Genomic DNA, 23,142 nt, shown 5'->3' with positions numbered 1-23,142 from the left:
CCGCGGTCACGAGGATTGGATCGAGAAGTCGTTGGCGACGACGACACTGTCGCCGCCGCGCTGTTTCGCCCGGTACATGGCGCGATCCGCGCGGTGGATCAGATCGTCCAGGGTGGCGGGCGGTCCGGAGACCGCGGCCGCCATGCCGATACTGGCGGTGATCGATACCGCGGCCATCGGTTCGGCGATCGGTTCGGCGATCGCGCGGCGCAGCCGGTCGGCCGTCTCGACCGCGCTCGCCGGTGGCAGCCGGGCGACGACCGCGAATTCCTCGCCGCCGATTCGTGCGACGATGCTGTCGCGCGGGGCAGTGGCCCGCAGCCGCTCGGCGGTGTGGATCAGCACCTGATCACCGGCCGGATGTCCGAGCGTGTCGTTGACGGATTTGAACCGGTCCAGGTCGATGACCATGACGCAGATCGGGTCCGGCTCGGCGCGCTCGAAGGTGACCGACGCCTGGTATTCCAGCCCGCGCCTGCTCAGCAGCGCGGTCAGCGGATCCGAGAGCATGTCCCGGCGGAACAGCCAGTAGCCGAACTGCAATGCCGGTGGCACCGCGATCGCCGCCGCCATCGTGGCAACAACGACCGCCGCGGCGGCGGTGTCGCCCGCGCGCACGAGCGGAGCCGATACCGCCGCGACCGTGGCCAGCGACCAGATCGTATGCGCCGCGACGACCTTGGGCGTATGGAAGACGCACAGGTGCATCCCCGTGATCGCCAGCAGGACCAGCCCGAAGGTGCGCCCGACCGGACTCGGATTCAGCATGCACACCGCGGTGACGATGACATCGCACGCCGCGAACAGGGCCAGCGATTCGCCCGCGGTGGGCCAGGGGAACACCCACCAGCGCACCAGCCACGCCAGCGCCGTCGCCGAAAGCAACCACACGACCACCGGACTCACGTGATACTGCGGTCCGCTCGGCGCGGACAGGGCCGCGCTGTTCACGATCAGCGTCAGCACGCCGCCGGATCCGACCGCGAACTTCGCCGCGCCGAGCAGCGAATGGGACGCGATGGCCTGCGACATCCAGTCGTAGTCGACGCCCTCGCGCCACCATTGACGAAGCAACCGCAGAACACCGCTCATGGGATTCACCGATCCTCGTGGATACCGCAGCCTATTTCGGCTTCGGCAGCGCAAACCAGGGGATGAATGTTACAGACCGGTTCGAATCTGCCGGGCCGGAAACAGAAATCGGTCAAATCGGGCGAAGGGACATCCCGGTCAAAGCAGACACGCCCATTCGACACTTGATCGGATTTTCTTCCGGCGGCTGTGGCTACTATTGCCGCCACTGGTAGCGGTTGATTTGCCGATCGTGAAGGCGGTTCAATGACCAAAGCTGTACCGCAGCCCATGGCGCTCGGGGATGATGCTGCCCGGACGCTTGCGAATGCGACGAAATCCGTTCCTCAGATGGAATCCATCACCCCACGGTGGCTGGTCCATCTGCTGGACTGGGTACCCGTCGAGGCCGGTATCTACCGGCGCAACCGGGTGACTCACGAGCAGACGGTCGACATCACCTGCGACAACGCAGACGAGTCGCCGCTGCCCGAGACATACATCGATTACGAGAAGGACCCGAGGGAGTACCGCCTCAAGGCGGTCAACACCATTCTCGATGTGCACACCCGGGTGTCGGATCTGTACTCGAGCCCGCACGACCAGATTGCTCAACAGTTGCGGCTGACCATCGAGGCGATCAAGGAGCATCAGGAAGGCGAGTTGATCAACAGTCCGAATTATGGGCTGATCGCCAATACGGCTCCCAAGCAGAAGATCTCGACGATCGCCGGTCCGCCGACACCCGACGATCTGGACAATTTGATCACCAAGGTATGGAAGGAGCCCGGCTTCTTCCTGACCCACCCGCAGGGCATCGCGGCATTCGGTCGCGAATGCACCCGCCGCGGCGTGCCTCCGGCGACGGTCAGCCTGTTCGGTTCGCAGTTCATCACCTGGCGCGGAATTCCGATCATCCCGTCGGACAAGGTTCCGGTGGAGCGGGGCAGGACCAAGTTCCTGCTCATCCGCACCGGTGAATCCCGGCAGGGTGTGATCGGCCTGTACCAGCCCGGCCTGGCTGGTGAGCAGGGTATGGGGCTGTCGGTGAAGTTCATGGGTATCGATCGCAGCGCCATCGCGTCGTATCTGGTGTCGCTGTACTGCTCGCTGGCTGTTCTGACCGACGATGCCGTGGCACTGCTCGAGGGAGCCGAGGTGAACAAGTTCCATGACTACGCCCCGACCTATCGCAAGTAACGCGGACGGGGCGGCCCTGCCGGACGAGGCGGTCCTGAACCGCCTTGCCGCGCAGTTCTTCTCGGCGTTGCCGTCGGGGGGATCCACCGTGATCCCCTCGGCGGTCGCACCGGACGGGCCGACCTCGGAGTCGTCGAAGATTCCCGCGGCAATGCCCGCGGGCGGGCAGCCGCTGCTGTCCTCGGAGGTTCCCGCGGCGGTCCCGCCGGGCGGGCCGACCCCGGAGCCCACGGTGCCCGGCTGGGGGCCCGAGGTCCCGATGTCGGTGCCGACCTCGGTGGCCGACCCGTATGTCGATCCGCTGCTGCCCGGACTGCCGTCGCTGGACGCGCCGCTGTCCCCGCCGCGGATCGCGGCCTCCGCTCCGGCGTACTACTTCCTGGACAAGCCGACCTCGGAGTCCGCGAAGATTCCCGCGGCGATGCCGCCGGGCGGGCCGACCCCGGAATCCACGGTGCCCGGCTGGGCGCGGCAGGTATCGACGTCGGTGGCCGATCCGTACGTCGACCCGTTGCTGCCCGGACTGCCGTCGCTGGACGCGCCGCTGTCCCCGCCGCGGATCGCGGCCTCCGCTCCGGGCTACTACTTTTTGGACAAGCCGACCTCGGAGTCCGCGAAGATTCCCGCGGCGATCCCCGCGGGGGCGCATCCGCCCTTCGACGTGCACGCGGTGCGCAACGACTTCCCGATTCTGCGCGAGCAGGTCAACGGCCACCCGCTGGTGTGGTTCGACAATGCCGCGACCACGCAGAAGCCGCGTGCGGTCATCGAGCGGCTGCGCTATTTCTACGAGCACGAGAACTCCAACATCCACCGTGCCGCACACGAATTGGCGGCCCGCTCGACCGACGCCTACGAGCAGGCGCGCGAGATCGTGGCGCGCTTTCTGGGCGCGTCGTCGGCGGAGGAGATCATCTACGTGCGCGGCGCGACCGAGGGTATCAACCTCATCGCGCAGACCTGGGGCCGCAAGCATATTCGCGCGGGTGACGAGATCGTCATCTCCCATCTCGAACACCACGCCAATATCGTGCCGTGGCAACTGCTCGCCGCCGAGACCGGCGCGGTGCTGCGGGTGATCCCGGTAGACGAGCACGGTCAGGTGCTGCTCGACGAGTACGGGCGGCTGCTGTCGGATCGGACGAAACTCGTGGCGGTCACCCAGGTTTCCAACGCCCTGGGCACGATCACGCCGGTGCGCGAGATCGTGGCGCAGGCGCGCCGAGCCGGGGCGGTGACCGTCGTGGACGGCGCGCAGTCGGTTCCGCATATGCGGATCGACGTGCGTTCGCTGGATACCGACTTCTTCGTGTTCTCCGGCCACAAGCTGTTCGGCCCCACCGGAATCGGCGTGGTCTACGGCAAATCCGAAGTGCTGCAGGATATGCCGCCCTGGCAGGGTGGCGGGAACATGATCAGCGATGTCACCCTCGAACGGTCGCTGTTCCAGCCGCCGCCGGGCCGGTTCGAGGCGGGCACCGGCAATATCGCCGACGCGATCGGGCTCGGTGCGGCCATCGAATACGTCGAGGGTCTCGGACTCGAGAACATCGCGCGCTACGAGCACGAGCTGCTCGCCTACGCCACCCCGCGGCTGGCCGCCATTCCGGGCGTCCGCCTCGTCGGTACGGCGCGGGACAAGGCCAGCGTGCTGTCGTTCACGCTGACCGGGCACGAACCGCTCGAGGTCGGAAAGGCGTTGAACCAGAAGGGTATCGCCGTGCGCGCCGGTCACCACTGCGCACAGCCGATCCTGCGTCGGTTCGGCGTCGAGGCGACCGTGCGGCCGTCGTTCGCGTTCTACAACACCTGCGCGGAGATCGACCGCATGCTCACCGTCGTCGAGAACCTGGCCCGCGCCCGCAGGTGAGGACGGATCCGATTCGCCCGGAGGAGTTGCCGTGCGCGCTGGCCCGCGGCGGCAGGCTGGTCGACATCCGCTCCCAGGCCGAACGCACCCGTGACGGGGCGCTCATGGGGGCGCTCGCGATCGAGCGGCAACTCCTCGCGGCGCGGCTGCACCCGCACAGCCGCGCCCGGCTGTCCTGGGCCCGGCATCCCGAGGTCGAGTGGGTGATCCTGTGTTCGTCGGGCGACGATTCGGCCGTCGCCGCGCTGACGCTGCGCGATCTGGGGCTGCCCGCAGTGACCAGCGTGAGCGGCGGCTATCACGCGCTGCGCGCTGCGCGCATGCTGGATGTGGCCGGACGGGCGGCGCATGTCGAGTGCAGCGTGGCGGCCGTCTTCGGGGGTATTCTGCCGGAGCGTGTCGAGCAATCACTTAGTTACTCTCCGGTTTAGGGTGCGAATGTGGACCTAGCGCTCGAATGGGACAGACACCCGGGGACGGGGTTGCGGCTGGCCTGCGAGCTCGCCGGGATGGCCGGTGAGCCCGAGCTCGAGGACATCGCCCCGGCCGCCGACGACTCGGACCTGATCGGCATCGTCGCCGCGCGCCGCGGCGGGGAGTTGGCGGGCTGGGCGGAGCTGCGCCGCGACGGGCCCGGCCGCGCCTGGGCGGAGGTGCTGTACGCGGCTCGCTATGTCCGGCGAATACGATTGGGACACTACGATTTCGAGGCCGCCACGGGGGAGGAGGAGTCGGTCGTCCGGACGCTGATCGCGGGCGCGGCGCAGCAGGCGCGGGTGGCCGGGTTGCAATCGCTGTCCTGGGAGGGCGCCGATGTCGGGCCGGAGGGGCTGGCGGCCGTCGCCCTCGGCGCGCGGATGACCGACGAATACGCCCGGTTGTGGACCGCCGAGCCGCGCAGCTGGATGATCCCGCCGGAGCTGTGTGCGGAGGGGCGGCCGGGCTGTGTGCTGCAGGCGCTGGCGGAGTCCGCCGATCCCCTCGGGCAGATCATGGTCGTGGCGCTACCGGGTCGCCCGGCCGGTGATCCGGTGGCCACGATCGCCACCTCCATCGTCGGCAGCGAGGCGTATATCAATGTGACCGAGGGCTTTTCGTATCGCATCGGCGATGCCCGCACACTCGCCTCGCTGGTGGGCGCGCTGATCGTCGAACTGCACGACGAACTGCCGCATGTCCTGGTGCTGCGGGTGTACGAGGCCGACGACGCCATCGCCCGTTCGGCCCTGGCGATCGCGGGCCTGGACATCGCGGCGAGATTCCATCGCTACGAGCTGACCCTGGCCTGACCGAACGGATCGCCGCGCCGAGCGGTGAGGCTGGGTCAGCCGTTGGAGCGGCCGGACGGGGTCGCGTGCGGTGGACAACCGCTCCGCTCACTTGGTCGAATTCGCCGAGCTGTACATGTCGGTGACGCCCCCGCCCGCACGGATTCGGCCGGAACGGATGCCGCAGCCCCGTGCGGCCGCACAGGGCGTTGTGGCGACTCGGCCTGGATGGCGATCATGCTGGTGGCGTTGTGCGGTCGGACCCCTGGCGGCCCGCCACCCGCTCGGCCTGCACGCACTGCAACCGGTTGCTCGGGTACCCCGGGCTGGGCCGTGTGCGGGTTGAGCGCGCTCAGCCGTATTCGGAAAGGTATCGGTGCAATTCGGCGGCGCCCGCCAGCATCGCGCGGGCGCGTGCGGTCAGCTCGGTGCGGCGGCGGGCGAGGGTCGCGCGCAGGGCGGAGCTGCTGCCGGTGCGGTGCAGATCGTCGAGGATCGGGCGGATCTGGTCGAAGCGGTGGTGGCCGCGGCGCAGGACGGTCACGACCTGGGCATCGCGGACGTCGGCCGGACCGAAGACGCGGTAGCCGGTGCCGGGCTCGCGGCCGGGGGTGAGCAGGCCCTCGGCCTCCCACACGCGCAGCGCGGAGGCGCGGACGCCGAGGCGGGTGGCGACCTCGCCGATGCGCAGCCCCGATCGTGGGGTTGCGGTGGGTTTCTGATTCGCCAGCGCCGCGAGCGCCTCGGCCGTGGCATCCAGCGATCGGCGTTGCTCGCGCAGCGCGGCGTGCGCGTCGTCCACGACGGCCAGCGCGGCATCGAGATCCCCGGCGTGCACGGCCTGCATGATCTCCCGTCCGGCGATCGGGCCGAACCCCACGAGCAGGCCGCGAAAGGTCTGGAGCGCCGCGGCGTGTCGGGCCCCGAATCGGCGATATCCGGCGGGCGTGCGGGTGACCGACGGCAGGATGCCCGCATCGACGTAGTTGCGGATCTGTTGCGGGGAGATGCCTGCCAGGCGAGCCAGGTCGATCGGCCGCCACTGCTGCGCGGGCTCGCTCACCGCTGTTGTCTCGAGCGTGCGGTCTGCTGCGACATGTAGCGATTATCGGCAAAGTCGTTGGGTACCTTGGCGGCTCGATGTCCGTCGGACCGGGGTGATCAGCTGGTTTGTGATGTAGATCACAATTTGATAGCTTCCGAACAGATCCTACTACAAATGCTTTCCAAGATCTTTGCTCACTCTTTACGATTGATCTTGACCCTCCCGTTCGAGGGGTGCTCGGAAGCTCCACCGCTGTTCCGCCCGCTTCGATGCCAGTGCATGTTCCACCGATGAACCGAACCGGCCGCCGGTTCGGCGAAGGAGAAATATGTCGATTGACACCGACCCGGCCCGCAGGACCTCGCTTCCCGGTCTCGCCGCCTTATTACGCCACGATCTGCCCGCCTCCATCGTGGTGTTCCTGGTCGCCCTGCCGCTATCGATCGGCATCGCCGTCGCGGCGGGGGCGCCGGTGGCGGCGGGGTTGATAGCGGCCGCGGTCGGGGGGTTGGTGGCCGGATTGCTCGGTGGCTCGGCGCTGCAGGTCAGTGGTCCCACCGCCAGCCTCACCGTGGTGGTGGCCGAGAGCATTCACCAATTCGGCTGGGCGGCTACCTGTTTCATCACCGTCGGCGCGGGCGTGCTGCAGATCCTGTTCGGATTCGGGCGGCTGGGCCGCGGCGCGCTGGCCATCGCGCCGGTGGTCGTGCACGGCATGCTGGCCGGGATCGGTGTGGTCATCGCGCTGCAGCAGCTGCATGTGCTGCTGGGCGGTGAATCGCTGAGCTCCTCGTGGGAGAGCATCGTGCAGCTGCCGCATCAGCTGATGTCGGTGAGCGGCGGCGACGCCGTGCTGGGCGGGGTGGTCATCGCCATCATGCTGGGCTGGCGCTATCTGCCCGCGGCGCTGCGCCTGGTGCCCGCACCGCTGGTCGCGGTGGTGGTGGCGACCGGACTCGCGCTGGTCCTGCCGACCACCGTGCAGCGCATCACGCTGCAGGGCTCGCTGTTCGACGATCTCGCGCTGCCGAGCCTGCCGCACGGCGGCTGGGTCGCGATCGGGCTGACCATGGTGACGATCGCGCTGATCGCCAGCGTGGAGACCCTGCTCTCGGCGGTCGCCGTGGGCCGCATGCGGCCCGAGCGCCGCACCGATCTCGATCGCGAGCTGATGGGCCAGGGCGTGGCGAATATGACCAGCGGCCTGCTCGGCGGCCTGCCCATCGCGGCGGTGATCGTGCGCAGCGTCACCAATGTCAAGGCGGGGGCGCGCAGTAAGGCCTCGACCATGTTGCACGGGGTGTGGGTGCTGATCTTCGCCGTCGCCCTGGTGGGTGTGGTGCAGCAGATCCCCAAGGCGGCGCTGGCCGGACTGCTCATCGTCATCGGGATGGGGCTGGTCAAACTGGCCCACATTCGCTCGGCGCGGCGCACCGGTGATCTGATCGTCTATGCCGCGACCGTTCTGGTGGTGGTGTTCGGAAATCTGCTGCTGGGCATGCTGGTGGGTCTGGTGCTCGCCTTCGCGCTGCTGCTGTGGCGGGTCGTGCGGGTGGTGATCGTCGCCCGGCCGGTGCCGGGTACAGGTCGGTGGCTGGTGGCCATCGACGGCACCTGCACATTCCTGGCGCTGCCGCGGCTGAGCGCCGAGCTGGCGCGGGTGCCCGCGACCGCCACCGTGACTGTCGAGATGACCGTCGACTTCCTCGATCACGCCGCCTCCGACGCGCTGCACGAATGGGCGAAACAGCACGAAATGGGCGGCGGCACGGTGGAATTCGTGGAGATGGGCGCGGTGCGCATCGCCGATCTGGCCGCCGGGCCGCCCGCGCGCGGACACGCCCGCCGGATGCTCGACGAGGTGCTCGGCCCGTGGCGGCGCAGTGCGCGGGTGGATCCGATCGTCGCCGGTGTCGCGGCCTACCACCGCAGTCACGCGCATCTCGTGCGCCCGCATCTGGGTGAACTGCGTGACGCCCAGAATCCGGACGCGCTGTTTTTGACCTGTGCCGATTCCCGGATCGTGCCGAACGTGATCACCAGCAGCGGCCCCGGCGACCTGTTCACCGTGCGAAACATCGGCAATCTGATTCCCGCCGACGGCCGCGACACCTCGGTCGAGGCGGCCCTGGTGTACGCGCTGGACAAGCTGCGGGTGCGCTCGGTGGTGGTGTGCGGGCATTCGGGCTGTGGGGCGATGGCCGCGCTGTTCCACGGGGACGTCACCGATTCCGGGCTTCGCGACTGGCTCGCGCACGGCAGGCCCACGCTGGAGCGCTTCCGCCGCGGACATCCGGTGGCAGTGGCGGCCGCCGCGGGCGGATTCGGTGAGATCGATCAGCTGGGCATGGTGAATGTGGCGGTGCAGCTGGAGACGCTGGCGCGGCATCCGGTGGTGTGCCGCGCCGTGCTGGAGCGCAGGGTGGCGCTGTCGGGGCTGTTCTTCGATATCGCCACCGCGCGGGTCATCGAGATCAGGGTCGACGGAATCGCCGAGATCGACGACGTCGCGCTGGCCGCCCGGCCCGGCGTCGCGCACGGTCGGGTCACGGCGCTGCCGGTCTAGGGGGACGTCCGGCCGGGGGCGACGGCCGGACGGCGGCAGGTCGGGCAACGCCCCGGGGTGAGCTCCCGGGGCGTTGTTATATCGGCGCTGGTCGGCGTGTGAAGACACTCACTCGGCGTGTCGAAAGTAAGCAACGATAAATAAGCTTTCCTCAGGCTTTGCTAAGTCTTTACTATTAATCTGACCCTCACTTCCGGGTGCTTGTCGGAACAGCGTCGTTCCGGCAAGCAGAGCTCGATGCCTGGAGAACATGTTCGACCCACCGGGGCAGCCCCACCTGTTCCGGCGAAGGAGAAATATGTCCACCGACACCGACACGAGGCCACGCCACTCCGCACCGCCGGGGCCATCTCTGTCCGACCGGTTGTCCTTGATCACCCGCCACGATCTGCCCGCCTCCATCGTGGTTTTCCTTGTCGCCCTACCGCTTTCGCTGGGTATTGCCGTCGCCTCCGACGCGCCGATCGCCGCCGGGCTGATCGCCGCCGCGGTCGGCGGCATCGTGGTCGGCATCTTCGGCGGCTCGCCGTTGCAGGTCAGTGGTCCGGCCGCGGGCCTGACCGTGGTGGTCGCCGAGACCATCCATCAATTCGGGTGGAAGACCACCTGCTTCATCACCGTCGCGGCGGGGTTGCTCCAGTTGATCTTCGGTCTGAGCCGGATCGCGCGGGCGGCGTTGGCGATCGCACCGGTCGTGGTGCACGCCATGCTCGCGGGTATCGGCATCACCATCGCACTGCAGCAGGCCCACGTGCTGCTGGGCGGGTCCTCGCGCAGCTCGGCCTGGGAGAACGTGACCCAGCTACCGGGACAGCTGCTGGGCCTGCACGGTGACGACTTCTTCATCGGCGTGGTGGTCATCGGCATCATCCTGGCCTGGCGGTATGTGCCCAAGCGGGTGCAGCTGATCCCGGGTCCGCTGGTGGCCGTGCTGGTCGGCACGGTGCTGTCGCTGGTGTGGCCGGGCGACCCCGAGCGGATCAAGTTCGACGGCTCGCTCTTCGACGCCATCGGCCTGCCCGAAATCCCCAGCGGCGGTTGGGGTCCGGTGGCGCTGGCGGCGCTGACCATCGCCCTGATCGCCAGCGTCGAGAGCCTGCTGTGCGCGGTGGCGGTGGACAAGCTGCACACCGGCGAGCGCAGCAACCTCGACCGCGAGCTGATGGCCCAGGGTGCGGCGAATATGACCTCCGGCCTGCTCGGCGGCCTGCCGGTCACCGGCGTGATCGTGCGCAGCTCCACCAATGTCGCCGCGGGCGGCAAGACGAAGGCCTCGGCATTCCTGCACGGCGTGTGGGTGCTGGTGTTCTCCATCGCGCTGGTCGGTGTGGTGCAGCAGATTCCGAAGTCGGCGCTGGCCGGTCTGCTCATCGTGGTCGGTGTGCAGCTGGTGAAGATCGGGCACATCAAGCTCGCGCGGCGCACCGGCGATCTGGCGATCTACGCGGTGACCGTGCTCGGCGTGGTGTTCCTCAACCTGCTCGAGGGCGTGCTCATCGGCCTGGCGCTGGCGTTCGTGCTGCTGCTGTGGCGCGTGGTCAAGGTTTCGGTGGTCGCGGGTCCGGTGACCGGCACCGACCGCTGGATCGTCAGCATCGACGGCACCTGCACCTTCCTGGCCCTGCCCAAGCTGTCGGCGCAGTTCGCCAAGGTGCCCGCGGGTACCGATGTGCTGGTGGAGCTGACGGTCGACTTCCTCGATCACGCCGCCTACGAGGCCATCCACGACTGGGCGCGTCAGCACGAGAACACCGGCGGCACCGTGGAATTCGTCGAGATCGGCCCCGCCCGGATGGAGCACGCCATGGCCGGCCCGCCGCAGCGTGGCCGCGCCCGCGGCCTGCTCGACGACGTGCTGGGCCCGTGGCGCGAACGCGACGAGAACGCGCTCGAGAACGGCGTGGCCGCCTATCACCGCAGCCACGCGCACGTGGTACGGCCGCACCTGGACGAGCTGCGCGACCGGCAGGATCCGCATTCGCTGTTCCTGACCTGCGCCGACTCCCGCATCGTCCCGAACGTCATCACCAACAGCGGCCCCGGTGACCTGTTCACCGTCCGCAACGTCGGCAACCTGGTGCCCGCCGACCGCTCCGACTACTCGGTCGAGGCCGCGCTCACCTTCTCGCTGCAGAAGCTGGACGTGCGAAATGTGGTGGTGTGTGGCCATTCCGGCTGCGGTGCGATGCAGGCGCTGCTGACCGGCGGCCCCCTCGGCCCCGGTCTGGACGAGTGGCTGGCCCACGCCCGCCCCACCCTGAACCGCTTCCGGGCGGGTCACCCCGTGGTCCGCGCCGCCGCCGCGGCGGGCTACGACCAGGTCGCCCAGCTGGCCATGGTCAACGTGGCCGTCCAACTGGAAACCCTGTACGGCCACCCGGTCGTGCAGCAGGCCATCACCGAACGCGGCGTCAAGGTGTCCGGCCTGTACTTCGACATCGGCACGGCCCGCGTCCTCGAGGTCACGACCGACGGCATCGCCGAGATCGTGGACGCGGGGGAGAAGGCGGTGGCGGTGCACGCCTGATCCGTTTCATTCCCTACGGCGCGAGTCCGGTTGCTCTGCAACCGGACTCGCGCCGTTACCGCGGCTTGACTGGAGCGATGAGACCGCTAGCTGTTCGGTAAGGGCTCGGTGCAGGAAGGTCGGGTTCTGCAGATGTGGTCGTAGCAGGCGCCAACCGTGGTAGTAGGTGAAGATGTAGGACTCGGTGAAGGGGGTGGTGAGGAAGGGGTGCATGAAGGTTGACTCGTCGTCGGTGATCAGGGCGGTGTCGGCCAAGTAGTCGCGGACCTTGGGCCAGGGGGTGGCGTCGGCGAGGAGGAGGGCCGCGTTGCAGTAGGCGCCCCAGAGGATGTTGCGGGCGTGCTGAATTTTCGCGTAGTTGCTCGGATCGGGTTGGAGCTCTTCGATGTTGTCGAGCAGCCAGCGTTGGGCCTCGTCACCGGGGAACAGGAGCTGGGGGGCGTGGAGTCCGATGCCTTCGGAGACCACGTAGGCCGGTGACGGCATGAAGCGCACCTGGATGTCGGGGCGGTGACCCTGGTGGAGCTGTTTGAGCATGAACTCGCAGATATGTCCCGGAATCGACTCGTGGGCAACGACATAGAACAGATCGGCGAGGTTGAACGGTAGATTGGGATCGACGTACACGGTGCCCCCGGTTCCGCCCCGGTACAACCCGCGGAACGGACCGGGCGCGAATTCCACTGTGACATCGATATTGTCGGGTAACGGCAGCAACTTCTCGGCCCGGCGCCGGGATTCGGTCACCGCGCGCTGGATCAGATCGGTCAGCCGATCCGACCGGCCCGCGGGTAGGCTGTGCGCGGCGCGCCAGGCGTGCAACCGTTGGGCGAGTGTGCCTTTTGTCGCGGGCAGGGCCTCGTCCAGCAACCGATGGGCCTCCTCGAACACCTCATCGGCAATCCACTCGGCGTCGATTCCCAGCATGTCCCGCACCTGTTCGGGCAGCGACAACCGCTCCCCGGCCAGTCGTCGCGCGACGGTGCCCAGCGCCCGAATCTGTTCCGCCAGAGCCGGATCCCCGGCGGCAACGGCGGCCTCCAGATCCGCGGCGGCCCGAACCAGATCCGCGGGCTTCGCCAATGGCTCGTCCGCCACCCGAGTCCGCCATTGCTCGGGCCCCCGATAATCCAGAATCCAACTCCCCGTGGGGTGTTCGGCCACCAGCCGATCGACCCGCAGGGCCAGCAGGGCATAGTCATGAGCCACGTCCACATATCCACTCTGCCCGGCTCGTCCGGTGCGCGCAGGGCGGTTGGCTGGCAGGATCGCGTTATGGGGTCGAAGGTTCCGCTGACGGTGAAGGCGGTCGATACTGCCGAGCTGATGCGGCTGGAGGAAGAAGCGGCCGTGCTCGGTCTGAATGGGAGGGCGCCGGTCGAGTGGCTGGAGCGGCATGTCGACCACGAGGCGACGCACTACCTTCGGCCCGTGCTGGCGCACCACCTGGAGGAGCGGCCGCGGTTCTCGCCGCATTGGCGCTGCCTGGTGCTGGTGACGATGCGGGACGGTCGGCAAGTGTGTGCGGGGCTGGACGTTCTGCCTGCCACGTTCGAACGGTTGCCCGACACTCTGGAGGAGGCGAGCCAGAGCACGATCGGGCAAACCTTGGACGGACCGATCGAAACGCTGCCGGACTGGGCGCGGCGCAACGACGTCTAGGCGCGATATCGGTCCGGTTCGGGTTGTGGGCGGCACACTGGTGGCATGGAGATCTCATCGGCCGTGGGGGCGGTGCTCGGGGCCTTCGGACTTTCGGGTGCGGCGGGGCTCAATGCCTGGTTGCCGCTGCTGGTGGTGGGTGTCGCGGACCGGTTGGGCTGGGTGGATCTGGGCGGATCGTACGGGTGGTTGTCGTCGACGCCCGCGTTGATCGGTGTGGGGGTGCTGTTCCTGCTCGATCTGGTGGGGGACAAGATTCCGGCGGTGGATTCGGTTCTGCATGGGATCGGGACGCTGGTGGCTCCGGTGTCGGGGGCGATTCTGTTCACCGCCGAGGCCGGGATGTCGGCGAATCTTTCGCCCGTTGCCGCGGCCGTGCTGGGTGCCGTGACCGCGGGCGGTGTGCACGCCGGGCGGGCGGTGGCGCGGCCGTTCGTCACGGGAACGACTGCGGGCGTGGGGAATCCGGTGGTGTCGACTGCCGAGGACGGGACCTCGCTGGTGCTCACGATCCTGGCGCTGGCGGTGCCGGTGGTGGCATTCGTGGCCGTCCTCGTGCTGCTGGCCGGGCTGGGCTGGCTGGCGTTGCGGGCTGGTCGATGGCTGCGCGGCAGGCGTCGACGAGGGGAGCTCGAGCCGGGCGGGGCGCGATGAGATCCGGGCGTGCCTGCGCCGCGCGGGGCGGGACAGGACCTACGCTGAAGCGCCTGCTCACGGACATTCCTGGCCGATGGGGCGCGGGCGTGTCAGGGTGGTAATCGGAAGTATTCGCCTGGATCGGAGACGGATGGACATGGTTGCGGGGTCGGTGGTGACGGGCACGTTGGTGCCGGGGACCATGCTGACCTATCCGCGGTGGTTGGCCGAGCGGATCGCCGATATGGGGATCTCGTGGGGGACGGGGGACTCGCGGGTGTCGGGGACGCTGTGGTGGTGTATGGCCGCCTCGTCACTGGTCGATCCGATCACCGCCGCCCTCGCGCAGGACCGCCCGGTGCCCAATCCCGAGTTGGAGCAGATTCTGTGTGAGATCCGGCCGGACGGGGGTGTGGAGCGCGTCCTGCCGGTGCAGTGGGACGGCCGGCATCCCGGCACGGCCGAGGGCGAGTCCGCGCATGCCGAGGGTGAATGCTGTTCCGACGATGCCGATTCCGAGGTGAGCCTCGGTGTTGCGCTGCGGAAGACGCTGGGCCGCATCATTCCGGCCGTCGCCGAGGTGAGCGGGGCCGGAATCCCCTCGCTGTGGGCGATCGTCGCCGACGCCATCGGCAACCGAGCCATCGATGCCGGGAATCCGGCCGTCGGATCGCGGCTGGCGCACGAGGTGGCCGGGCGGTTACCCGTGCCGCGGTTCGTCGACATCGAGGAGCGCACCTTCGTCCGGCGGATCTCCTGCTGCCTGGTCTTCGAGGTGCCCGGCTGCCAGATGTGCACCAGCTGCCCCAAGCGCCCCGCCGCCGAGCGGCACGCCCTGCTGACGGAGCTTGCGCTGCGGGGGTGATCCCGGCGAAAAGCACACCGGGACTTCGAAGGTAGTGCTGCCGGGACATGAGGGTGGCTTTGCTGGGGACGCGAAAGTGACGCCGGCGGGAACGCGACGGGGTGCCGCCGCGAACGTAAAGGTGGTGCTGCTGGGAACGCGAGGGTGGTGCTGCTGGGAACGTGAAGGTGGCTCTGCTCGGGAGGCGAAGGTGGTGTCGCCGGGATTCCAAGGCGGGGTTGCGCAGAATTCAGAAGGCGGTGCCGAGTGGAATTCCCGGCGGTGGCTTCCCGCGAATGCGGAGGCGGTGCCGCGAAGGAATGTGGCGCGGTGTCGTCGGGAGATGTGGCCCGTGCCACGGAACCTGTGTGGCCGGTGGGGGATGGCCATCGGCGCGCGGTTGGCGGCGTCCCGATAGCATGGTCGCGCCGGAGCACATGTGGCTTCGGCCTGGACGCACGTCCGGATGGCGGAAATCCCGCAGCACGCGAATCGTGGGCGAAAGCCCGCACGAATATGTCAAGGAGAGCGCAGCCGTGACCACCTCAGCCCGCATGACCTCAGCCGCCCTCGTTCGGGTGCCGGCGGGGACGACGGCGGGCGCCGCGCTGCGCGAGGCGGAGTTGCCGAACAAGGGCCCGGACGCGGTGATCGTGGTGCGCGATCCGGAAGGCAATCTGCGGGACCTGTCCTGGGCGCCGGAGGTCGATGTCGAGGTCGAGCCGGTTCCGGCCAATTCGCCCGACGGCCGCAACGTGATCCGGCATTCGGCCGCGCATGTGCTGGCCCAGGCCGTGCAGCAGGAGTTCCCCGAGGCCAAGCTCGGCATCGGCCCCTACATCAAGGACGGCTTCTACTACGACTTCCAGGTCGAGCGCCCCTTCACCCCGGAGGATCTGGCCAAGCTGGAATCGCGGATGAAGAAGATCATCAAAGGCGCGCAACGGTTCTCGCGCCGGGTGGTCGAGGTCGAGGAGGCCCGGGTCGAACTGGCCAAGGAGCCGTTCAAGCTGGAGCTGATCTCCGACAAGTCCGGCATCGACGATCCGGAGGTCATGGAGGTCGGCGGCGCCGAGCTGACCATCTACGACAACCTCGACCCGCGCACCGGCGAGAAGGTCTGGGGCGATCTGTGCCGCGGCCCGCACTGCCCGACCACCAAATACATTCCGGCGTTCAAGCTCACCCGCAGCTCGGCCGCCTACTGGCGCGGCGATCAGAACCGCGAGGACCTGCAGCGCATCTACGGCACCGCGTGGGAATCGCAGGACGCGCTCGACGCGTATCTGCACCTGCTCGCCGAGGCGGAGAAGCGCGACCACCGCAAACTCGGCCTGGAACTGGACCTGTTCTCCTTCCCCGACGAACTCGGCTCGGGCCTGCCGGTGTTCCACCCCAAGGGCGGCATCATCCGCAAGGAGCTCGAGGAGTACTCGCGCCGCCGCCACGTCGACGCGGGCTACGAGTTCGTCAACACCCCGCACATCACCAAGGGCCAGCTGTTCGAGGTCTCCGGCCACCTGGACTGGTACCGCGACGGCATGTTCCCGGCCATGCACCTGGACGCGGAGTACAACGAGGACGGCACCGTCCGCAAGCCCGGCCAGGACTACTACGTCAAGCCGATGAACTGCCCGATGCACAACCTGATCTTCCGCGCCCGCGGCCGGTCGTATCGGGAACTGCCGCTGCGGCTGTTCGAATTCGGCTCGGTCTACCGCTACGAGAAGTCCGGTGTGGTGCACGGCCTGACCCGGGTGCGCGGCATGACCCAGGACGACGCGCACATCTACTGCACCAAGGAGCAGATGCACGCGGAGCTGACCAGCACTCTGAACTTCGTGCTGTCGCTGCTCAAGGACTACGGCCTGGACGACTTCTACCTGGAGCTGTCGACCAAGGACCCGAACAAGTACGTCGGCTCCGACGAGATCTGGGAGGAGGCCACCGCCACCCTCGAGAAGGTGGCCCACGCCTCCGGCCTCGAGCTCGTGCCCGATCCGGGCGGCGCGGCCTTCTACGGTCCGAAGATCTCGGTGCAGGCCAAGGACGCGCTGGGGCGGACCTGGCAGATGTCGACCATTCAGCTCGACTTCAACCTGCCCGAGCGCTTCGAACTCGAATACACCGCCTCCGACGGCACCAAGCAGCGGCCGGTCATGATCCACCGCGCGCTGTTCGGCTCCATCGAGCGCTTCTTCGGGGTGCTCACCGAGCACTACGCCGGTGCGTTCCCGGCGTGGCTGTCGCCGGTGCAGGTCGTGGGCATCCCGGTCGCCGAGACCTTCGCCCCGCATCTGGACGAGGTGATCGAGCGGCTGCGCGACGAGGGCGTGCGCGCCGAGGTCGACCGCAGCGACGACCGCATGCAGAAGAAGATCTTCAACCACACCGCGCAGAAGGTGCCATTCATGCTGCTGGCCGGTGAGCGCGATGTGAACGCGGGCGCGGTGAGCTTCCGATTCCGCGACGGCACCCAGGTCAACGGCGTGCCGGTCGCCCACGCGGTCGCCACCATCGTGGACTGGATTCGCCGCCGCGAGAACGCCTCGCCGACCGCGGATGGCTTCCAGATCCGGACCGGTGGAGCATGAGCATCATGGATGAGGCTGTGTCTGAACAAGATTCGGCAGGCGAGATCGTGGATACCGGCGCCGGAGATCCGGATCGCCTGCAACGCTTGTGGACTCCGTATCGGATGTCCTATATCACCGGTGCGACCGCCGACCGCAATGCGCGAAAAGAGGGTCCCGCGGGCACCGCTGAACGGATGAGCGGTCATCCGTTCACCGATATTCCGAAGATGTCGGACGAGGACGGCCTGGTGATCGCGCGCGGGCAGTGGGTGTACGCGGTGCTGAACCTGTATCCGTACAACCCCGGCCACATGATGGTGGTGCCGTATCGGCGGGTGGCCAACCTCGAGGACCTCACGATCGAGGAGAGCACCGAGCTGATGGCGTTCACTCAGCAGGCGATTCGGGTGATGAAAAAGGTGTCGCGCCCGGAGGGTTTCAACGTCGGCCTGAATCTCGGTGGGGTGGCGGGCGGTTCGCTCGCCGACCACCTGCATCAGCACATCGTGCCGCGGTGGGGCGGGGATGCCAACTTCATCACCGTCGTCGGCGGGGTGAAGGTGATGCCGCAGTTGTTGCGGGAGACGCGGGCGCTGCTCGCGGAAGCCTGGAAGGACACCGAGTAGCGTGCTCAGCTTCTTCGGTCGTGAGACGTTCGCCAAAGCGACTGCGCCCCTGGGCAAAGCGCTGGTGAGTACCGGGCTCACGCCCGATGCGATGACGCTGATCGGCACCGCGGCCTCGATCACGGCCGCGGTGACGCTGTTCCCGACCGATCACCTGTTCTGGGGAACGATGGTGATCTGGTTGTTCGTCATGTTCGACATGCTCGACGGCGCGATGGCCCGCGCCCGCGGCGGTGGCACGAAATACGGTGCGGTGCTGGACGCCACCTGCGACCGGGTCGCCGACGGCGCGATCTTCGGCTCGCTGGCGTGGTGGGCGGTCTACAACGAGCACAGTAAGCAGCTGTTCCTGGCGACGCTGATCGTGCTGGTGACCTCGCAGGTCATCTCCTATGCCAAGGCGCGCGCGGAGGCCAGCGGGCTGTCGGCCGACGGCGGCCTCATCGAGCGCCCGGACCGGCTGGTGATCGTCCTGGTGGGCGCCGGATTCACCGGCATCGGCGGGCACTGGGGCATCGAATGGCTCACCTACGCCGTCTACGTCGCCATGTACATCCTGGCCGTGCTGAGCATCGTGACCGTGTTCCAGCGGGTGCTGGCGGTGCGCAACTCGGTCGGGGCCCGGGACGTGATCACCCCGCCGGGCAGGGTCGAGCCCGGAACCACGAAATAGGGGACGCCGCATGACGGATCTGAAATCCGCTATGACCGACAAGGCATATGCGGCCGGATGGCGGCTGGTCCGGGGACTGCCCGAGCGCACCGCGCGGCGGCTGTTCGACCGCGGCGGCGATTGGGCGGCGCGGCGCGCGAACCGGGCGAGCCATCGCACCGGTGAGCCGAATCAGTTGCGGCGCAATCTGGCCCGCGTGCTCGGTGTGGCGCCGATGACGGTGCCCGACGAGCTGGTGCGCGCGAGTATGCGCTCCTACGCGCGCTATTGGCGTGAGGCGTTCCGGCTGCCCACCATGGACCATGCGGCGCTGGCGAAGTCGCCGCTGATGCCGGCGCCGCAGGGCATCGAACATCTCGATGCCGCGCTGGCGCGGGGGCGGGGTGTGGTGTTCGTGCTGCCGCATTCGGGAAACTGGGATATGGCCGGGATGTGGCTGGTGCAGCACTACGGGACCTTCGCCACGGTCGCCGAACGGCTGCGTCCGGAATCGTTGTTCGAGCGGTTCGTGGCCTATCGAGAGAGCCTGGGCTTCGAGGTGTTCCCCCTGACCGGCGGTGAGCAGCCGCCCTTCCCGCAGCTGGCGGATCGGTTGCGGCAGAACAAGATTGTCTGTCTGATGGGGGAGCGGGATCTGACCGGCAGGGGCGTGCCGGTGGAATTCTTCGGCGAGCGCACCTGGATGCCCGCCGGGGCGGCGAAGCTGGCGATCGAGACCGGGGCTGCGCTCATGCCGGTACACGCCTGGTTCACGGTGGACGAGCAGGGCCGCGAAGGCTGGGGCCTGCGAACCGAGGCCCCCCTGGATGTTTCCGGCGGCGTGGCGGCGGCCACCCAGGCCCTGGCCGACCGGTTCGCGGCGAATATCGCCCAGTTCCCGGCCGATTGGCACATGCTGCAGCCGCTGTGGGAATCGGACCTGTCCGACGCCCGCCGCGCCCGCATCGCCGCCGCGCAGGCGACTCTCGGGGGAGCGCTATGAAGATCGGCATGGTGTGCCCGTACTCGTTCGATGTGCCGGGCGGGGTGCAGTCGCACGTTGTCGAGTTGGCGCAGGTGTTGATCGAGCGGGGGCACAAGGTCAGTGTGCTGGCTCCGGCGTCGGATGAGACGGTGCTGCCGGATTTCGTGGTGTCGGCCGGGAAGGCGGTGCCGATTCCGTACAACGGGTCGGTGGCGCGACTGTCGTTCGGGCCCACCGCTTATACCCGCATCCGGCGCTGGATCACCGACAACGACTTCGATGTCCTGCACATTCATGAGCCGAACGCGCCGAGCCTGTCCATGCTGGCGCTGAAGATCGCCGACGGGCCGATCGTTGCCACCTTTCACACCTCGACCACGAAGTCGTTGGTGCTCAGCACGTTTCAGGGCGTGCTGCGGCCGTATCACGAGAAGATCCTGGGCCGCATCGCGGTGTCGGAGCTGGCCCGGCGCTGGCAGGTCGAGGCGCTGGGCAGCGATGCGGTCGAGATCCCCAACGGTGTGGACGTGCCCGCGTTCGCGCACGCGCCGCTGCTGGACGGCTATCCGCGCGCCGGAGGGACGGTGCTGTTCCTGGGCCGCTACGACGAGCCGCGCAAGGGGATGGCCGTGCTGCTGGGGGCGCTGCCGCAGGTGGTGCGGCGGCATCCGCAGGTCGAGATCCTGATCGTCGGGCGCGGTGACGAGGAGCGGTTACGCCGCGAGGCGGGCGAGCACGCGCGACATCTGCGCTTCCTCGGCCAGGTGTCGGATGCGGAGAAGGCCTCGGCCATGCGCAGCGCGGATGTGTACTGCGCGCCCAATATCGGCGGGGAGAGTTTCGGCATCGTGCTGGTGGAGGCGATGGCCGCCGGAACCGCGGTGGTGGCAAGCGAATTGGACGCCTTCCGCCGGGTGCTGCGCGACGGCAAGGCGGGACGGCTGGTGCCCGTGGGTGATTCCACCCGCCTGGCGCGGGCGCTGAACGAACTGCTCGACGATCCCGATGAGCGCGCGGAACTGGTGCGCGCCGCCAATCAGGTGGTCGGCGAATACGATTGGCCGGTGGTGGCCGAACAGATCCTGCGCGTCTACGAGACCGTGACCGTGGGTGACACTCGCGTGCGGGTCGCCGGATGATCACCTTCTCCGCGACCACCATCCTGGTCCTCGCCCTGATCGCGGCCCTGATCGTCGCCGCCGGTGTCTGGGCCTATTCCACGGCCAATCGACTGGACCGGCTGCACGTGCGCGGCGATCAGGCTCGCCACGCCCTCGAGGCCGCGCTGGCCCGGCGCGCGGTGGTGGCGCGATCGGTGGCCATCACCCTGAACGGCTCCGATCCGGCGGACGCCGATCAATCCAAACGCCTGCAGGCGCTGGCCGATCGGGCCGAGCGCGCCGAGTGGGCCGACCGCGAGACCGCCGAAAACCAATTGGCCGCCGCCCTCGCCGCGGTCGACATCTCGTTGCTGCCACCGCAATTGGTGGCCGAACTGGCCGACGCCGAGGCCCGCGTGCTGATCGCCCGCCGCTTCCACAACGACGCCGTGCGCGACACCCTCGCGCTGCGTACCCGCCGCCTGGTCCGCCTGCTGCACCTCGGCGGCACCGCGCCGCTGCCGACCTACTTCGAGATCGCCGAGCGCGTCACCCCCGCCGCCAGCACCGGCCTCGAGGTCGACACCGTGCGCACCTCGGCGCGGGTGGTGCTGCTCGACGAGCAGGACCGCATCCTGCTCATGCGCGGCCACGATCCGCAGACCCCCGAGATGCCGTTCTGGTTCACCATCGGCGGCGGCGTCGAACCCGGCGAAACCCTGCGCACGGCCGCGGTGCGCGAGCTGTGGGAGGAGACCGGCTACGCCCTGGACTCCACCTTCCTGCGTGGCCCGATCTGGCGTCGCGTCGCCGTCTTCCCCTTCGACGGCGAACTCATCCGCTCCGAGGAACTGTTCTTCGTCGCCCGCGCGAAGAAATCCTTCGACCCCAAACCCGCCGACCCCACGGTCTGGGAACGCCGCTGCGTCAGCGCGCACAGGTGGTGCACTCCGGAGGACATCGTGAAGTTGGACGGGATCGGCGAGACGGTCTATCCGTACCACCTCGACCGCCTGCTCCCGGAGGCCGTCGCGGCAATCGGCAGCGATGACGAACCCGAGGTCCGCTCGATCCGCTGAGCCGGAGTTGTCGGTCCCCCATGTCAAGCTTCGGTGGTGTAACCAGCTCGACGGCCGGAGGGGAACGATATGGCCGACATCAACGACCGGCCCACGGTCAGACTTGTCACGCACTGCCGCCGCTGCCACGGCTGGCTGGTCTCGGCGCAATCGGTGGCCCAGGGTATCGGGCCGACCTGTGCGGTGCGCGAAGACTCCGAACAGCGCGCGGCCGCGGCGCGGGAGCTGACGCTGTTCGATATCGGCGTCGTGCGGGGCGGCTAGTCCGCTGGACGGCCGAAGCGCACCGCGACCGCCGAGCCCGCCGGATCGTCGGGCCGTTCGATCAGTCGCTGGGCGATATCGACCGCCCAGGCGTAGCGCGGGTCGGGGCGCAGGCTGTGTTCGCGCAGGCATGCCTCGGTGAACTTGATGACGTGTTCGTCGCCGTGATCGACTGCGCGGCCGATCAATTCGTCCCAGGCGGGTACCTCCGCCCGCTGGGCCCGGGCCAGTGCGGTGTCTTCGCCGTCGCGGCCGGTCGTGATCATCATCAGCAGGGTGACCTGCGCCTGCCACAGCGCGGCCGCCGTCGGCGCGTGCCATTCCGGAGGCAGCTGAGGCAGGACGAGCCGGGCCGCGGCGGGCGCGGTGACACCGTGCAGCAACGGAATCGGGAACCCACCGGCGGAATGGGCGACGCAGATGCCCGCGTAGTTGGCCGTCATATCCGACAGCAGCCGATCGATGTGATCGGGTGCGAGCACGTCGAGGGCGTCGGCGTAGCCGGGCATCGAATGCGGGTCACGCATGCGCGCCAACCCTTCTCGCGGGTTGCGGGGCGGATCGGGTAGCCGGGGCACCGCGGCCAGCGCCGCGGGCACCGGCAACGCGCCGACCAGGTGGCCGCGCCCGGGCGCGCCGACGAAGCGGGCGGCCCAGTAGCCGAGACCGCGGGCCAGCTCGCGCAGTTGCAGCGGGGTGGGTTCGTTTGTTGCCGCCAGGCCGCGCACCGCATGTGCGGTGCGGATGAGGCCGTGCGTCAGCCCGGTCATCGGGCCCGGCAGCAGCCGTGGCCACCAACGCATGAGCACGGCCTGCCAGCCGTCCTCGGCGATCTCGCGGCCGAAGAGTTCCTCGAAATCGCCCGCCCGGGCGATATCGCCGAGCGCGGACCGCCAGTCGGCTTCGTCGCTGCCGTCCAGCCGCTGATAGGGCACGGGCGGGTCGTGGTGCGGGGCGGCATTGCGGTACACCTCGATCCACTCCGGCACCGCGTCGCCGTGACCGAGGACGGCCAGCGCCTCGGCGCCCATCGGTCCGTGATTGGCAAGATCGCCGCCGCCGAGAGCGCGTTCGTAGCCCAGATCGTCCAGACGTTCGAGGGCGTCGTTGACAGCGTCGTGGTAGGTGATCACCACAACCCCCTATATTCGGATACACGAATAGTTCGCAT

General features: G+C 68.6%; 20 protein-coding genes. 16 read left to right on the top strand and 4 right to left on the bottom strand.

What is annotated here, in order from left to right; genetic code table 11:
- Positions 1-6: 6 nt before the first annotated feature.
- Entirely contained in the window at positions 7-1,092 is a 1,086-nt protein-coding gene (locus NDR87_RS13280) for a GGDEF domain-containing protein (protein ID WP_251912360.1), read from the bottom strand.
- A gap of 246 nt (positions 1,093-1,338) precedes the next feature.
- Between NDR87_RS13280 and NDR87_RS13275 the strand changes: the two genes are divergently transcribed.
- The 4 genes from NDR87_RS13275 to NDR87_RS13260 are packed head-to-tail and all read left to right on the top strand — an operon-like array spanning position 1,339 to position 5,430.
- Positions 1,339-2,271, top strand: a complete 933-nt coding sequence (locus tag NDR87_RS13275; protein WP_251912363.1) for a family 2A encapsulin nanocompartment shell protein — start codon at positions 1,339-1,341, stop codon at positions 2,269-2,271.
- A complete protein-coding gene (locus NDR87_RS13270) occupies positions 2,243-4,141 on the top strand; it encodes a family 2A encapsulin nanocompartment cargo protein cysteine desulfurase (RefSeq protein WP_251912365.1) in 1,899 nt (632 codons plus the stop codon). Before NDR87_RS13275 ends, NDR87_RS13270 begins: the two co-directional genes overlap by 29 nt.
- On the top strand, positions 4,138-4,572 hold the full coding sequence (locus NDR87_RS13265) for a rhodanese-like domain-containing protein (RefSeq protein WP_251912367.1): 435 nt from the start codon (positions 4,138-4,140) through the stop codon (positions 4,570-4,572). The genes NDR87_RS13270 and NDR87_RS13265 overlap by 4 nt, the downstream gene beginning before the upstream one ends.
- Before the next feature lie 9 nt (positions 4,573-4,581).
- Positions 4,582-5,430, top strand: coding sequence for a hypothetical protein (locus NDR87_RS13260; RefSeq protein WP_251912369.1), 849 nt, complete (start codon positions 4,582-4,584; stop codon positions 5,428-5,430).
- Between the two features lie 331 nt (positions 5,431-5,761).
- Here NDR87_RS13260 and NDR87_RS13255 read toward each other — a convergent pair whose 3' ends face one another.
- Positions 5,762-6,472 carry a MerR family transcriptional regulator gene (locus tag NDR87_RS13255; RefSeq protein WP_251912371.1) on the bottom strand — a complete coding sequence of 237 codons (711 nt, stop codon included), beginning with the start codon at positions 6,470-6,472 and terminating at the stop codon, positions 5,762-5,764.
- Positions 6,473-6,782: 310 nt separating this feature from the next.
- On the opposite strand from NDR87_RS13255, the gene NDR87_RS13250 reads away from it, so the two are divergent.
- Together NDR87_RS13250 and NDR87_RS13245 are read left to right on the top strand one after the other, a co-directional pair.
- On the top strand, positions 6,783-9,020 hold the full coding sequence (locus NDR87_RS13250) for a SulP family inorganic anion transporter (protein WP_251912373.1): 2,238 nt from the start codon (positions 6,783-6,785) through the stop codon (positions 9,018-9,020).
- A gap of 298 nt (positions 9,021-9,318) precedes the next feature.
- Positions 9,319-11,547, top strand: coding sequence for a bifunctional SulP family inorganic anion transporter/carbonic anhydrase (locus NDR87_RS13245; RefSeq protein ID WP_251912375.1), 2,229 nt, complete (start codon positions 9,319-9,321; stop codon positions 11,545-11,547).
- A 6-nt stretch (positions 11,548-11,553) separates the two neighbouring features.
- Here the strand turns inward: NDR87_RS13245 and NDR87_RS13240 are convergent, their stop codons facing one another.
- Positions 11,554-12,762, bottom strand: coding sequence for a DUF885 domain-containing protein (locus tag NDR87_RS13240; protein WP_251912377.1), 1,209 nt, complete (start codon positions 12,760-12,762; stop codon positions 11,554-11,556).
- 60 nt (positions 12,763-12,822) lie between these two features.
- Between NDR87_RS13240 and NDR87_RS13235 the strand changes: the two genes are divergently transcribed.
- The 10 genes from NDR87_RS13235 to NDR87_RS13190 all read left to right on the top strand — a co-directional run bounded on the left by NDR87_RS13235 (position 12,823) and on the right by NDR87_RS13190 (position 21,971).
- Positions 12,823-13,209: a hypothetical protein gene (locus NDR87_RS13235; protein ID WP_251912379.1), complete on the top strand. Its 387-nt coding sequence runs from the start codon at positions 12,823-12,825 to the stop codon at positions 13,207-13,209.
- 45 nt (positions 13,210-13,254) lie between these two features.
- On the top strand, positions 13,255-13,863 hold the full coding sequence (locus NDR87_RS13230) for a DUF4126 domain-containing protein (protein WP_251912381.1): 609 nt from the start codon (positions 13,255-13,257) through the stop codon (positions 13,861-13,863).
- A 133-nt stretch (positions 13,864-13,996) separates the two neighbouring features.
- Entirely contained in the window at positions 13,997-14,710 is a 714-nt protein-coding gene (locus NDR87_RS13225; protein WP_251912383.1) for a (2Fe-2S)-binding protein, read from the top strand.
- Between the two features lie 533 nt (positions 14,711-15,243).
- Complete coding sequence (gene thrS / locus NDR87_RS13220; protein WP_286013518.1) at positions 15,244-17,283, top strand: threonine--tRNA ligase; 2,040 nt, start codon at positions 15,244-15,246, stop codon at positions 17,281-17,283.
- Between the two features lie 5 nt (positions 17,284-17,288).
- On the top strand, positions 17,289-17,891 hold the full coding sequence (locus tag NDR87_RS13215) for an HIT domain-containing protein (RefSeq protein WP_251912386.1): 603 nt from the start codon (positions 17,289-17,291) through the stop codon (positions 17,889-17,891).
- Position 17,892: 1 nt separating this feature from the next.
- Entirely contained in the window at positions 17,893-18,564 is a 672-nt protein-coding gene (gene pgsA / locus NDR87_RS13210) for a phosphatidylinositol phosphate synthase (protein WP_251912388.1), read from the top strand.
- A gap of 10 nt (positions 18,565-18,574) precedes the next feature.
- Positions 18,575-19,546: a phosphatidylinositol mannoside acyltransferase gene (locus NDR87_RS13205; protein ID WP_251912390.1), complete on the top strand. Its 972-nt coding sequence runs from the start codon at positions 18,575-18,577 to the stop codon at positions 19,544-19,546.
- Positions 19,543-20,667 (top strand): glycosyltransferase family 4 protein, encoded by a 1,125-nt coding sequence (locus NDR87_RS13200; protein WP_251912392.1) that lies wholly within the window; start codon positions 19,543-19,545, stop codon positions 20,665-20,667. The genes NDR87_RS13205 and NDR87_RS13200 overlap by 4 nt, the downstream gene beginning before the upstream one ends.
- Entirely contained in the window at positions 20,667-21,707 is a 1,041-nt protein-coding gene (locus tag NDR87_RS13195; protein ID WP_251912643.1) for an NUDIX domain-containing protein, read from the top strand. Before NDR87_RS13200 ends, NDR87_RS13195 begins: the two co-directional genes overlap by 1 nt.
- A gap of 69 nt (positions 21,708-21,776) precedes the next feature.
- Positions 21,777-21,971: a DUF6011 domain-containing protein gene (locus tag NDR87_RS13190; RefSeq protein ID WP_251912393.1), complete on the top strand. Its 195-nt coding sequence runs from the start codon at positions 21,777-21,779 to the stop codon at positions 21,969-21,971.
- Here the strand turns inward: NDR87_RS13190 and NDR87_RS13185 are convergent.
- Positions 21,968-23,104 carry a questin oxidase family protein gene (locus tag NDR87_RS13185; RefSeq protein WP_251912395.1) on the bottom strand — a complete coding sequence of 379 codons (1,137 nt, stop codon included), beginning with the start codon at positions 23,102-23,104 and terminating at the stop codon, positions 21,968-21,970. The genes NDR87_RS13190 and NDR87_RS13185 overlap by 4 nt on opposite strands.
- Positions 23,105-23,142 lie beyond the last annotated feature (38 nt).

This window comes from Nocardia sp. CDC159, from assembly GCF_023740735.1.
Taxonomy (GTDB): Bacteria; Actinomycetota; Actinomycetes; order Mycobacteriales; family Mycobacteriaceae; genus Nocardia; species Nocardia pulmonis.
The sequence above is the reverse complement of the archived record's forward strand: the minus strand, read 5'-3'. Positions and strand labels throughout refer to the sequence as shown.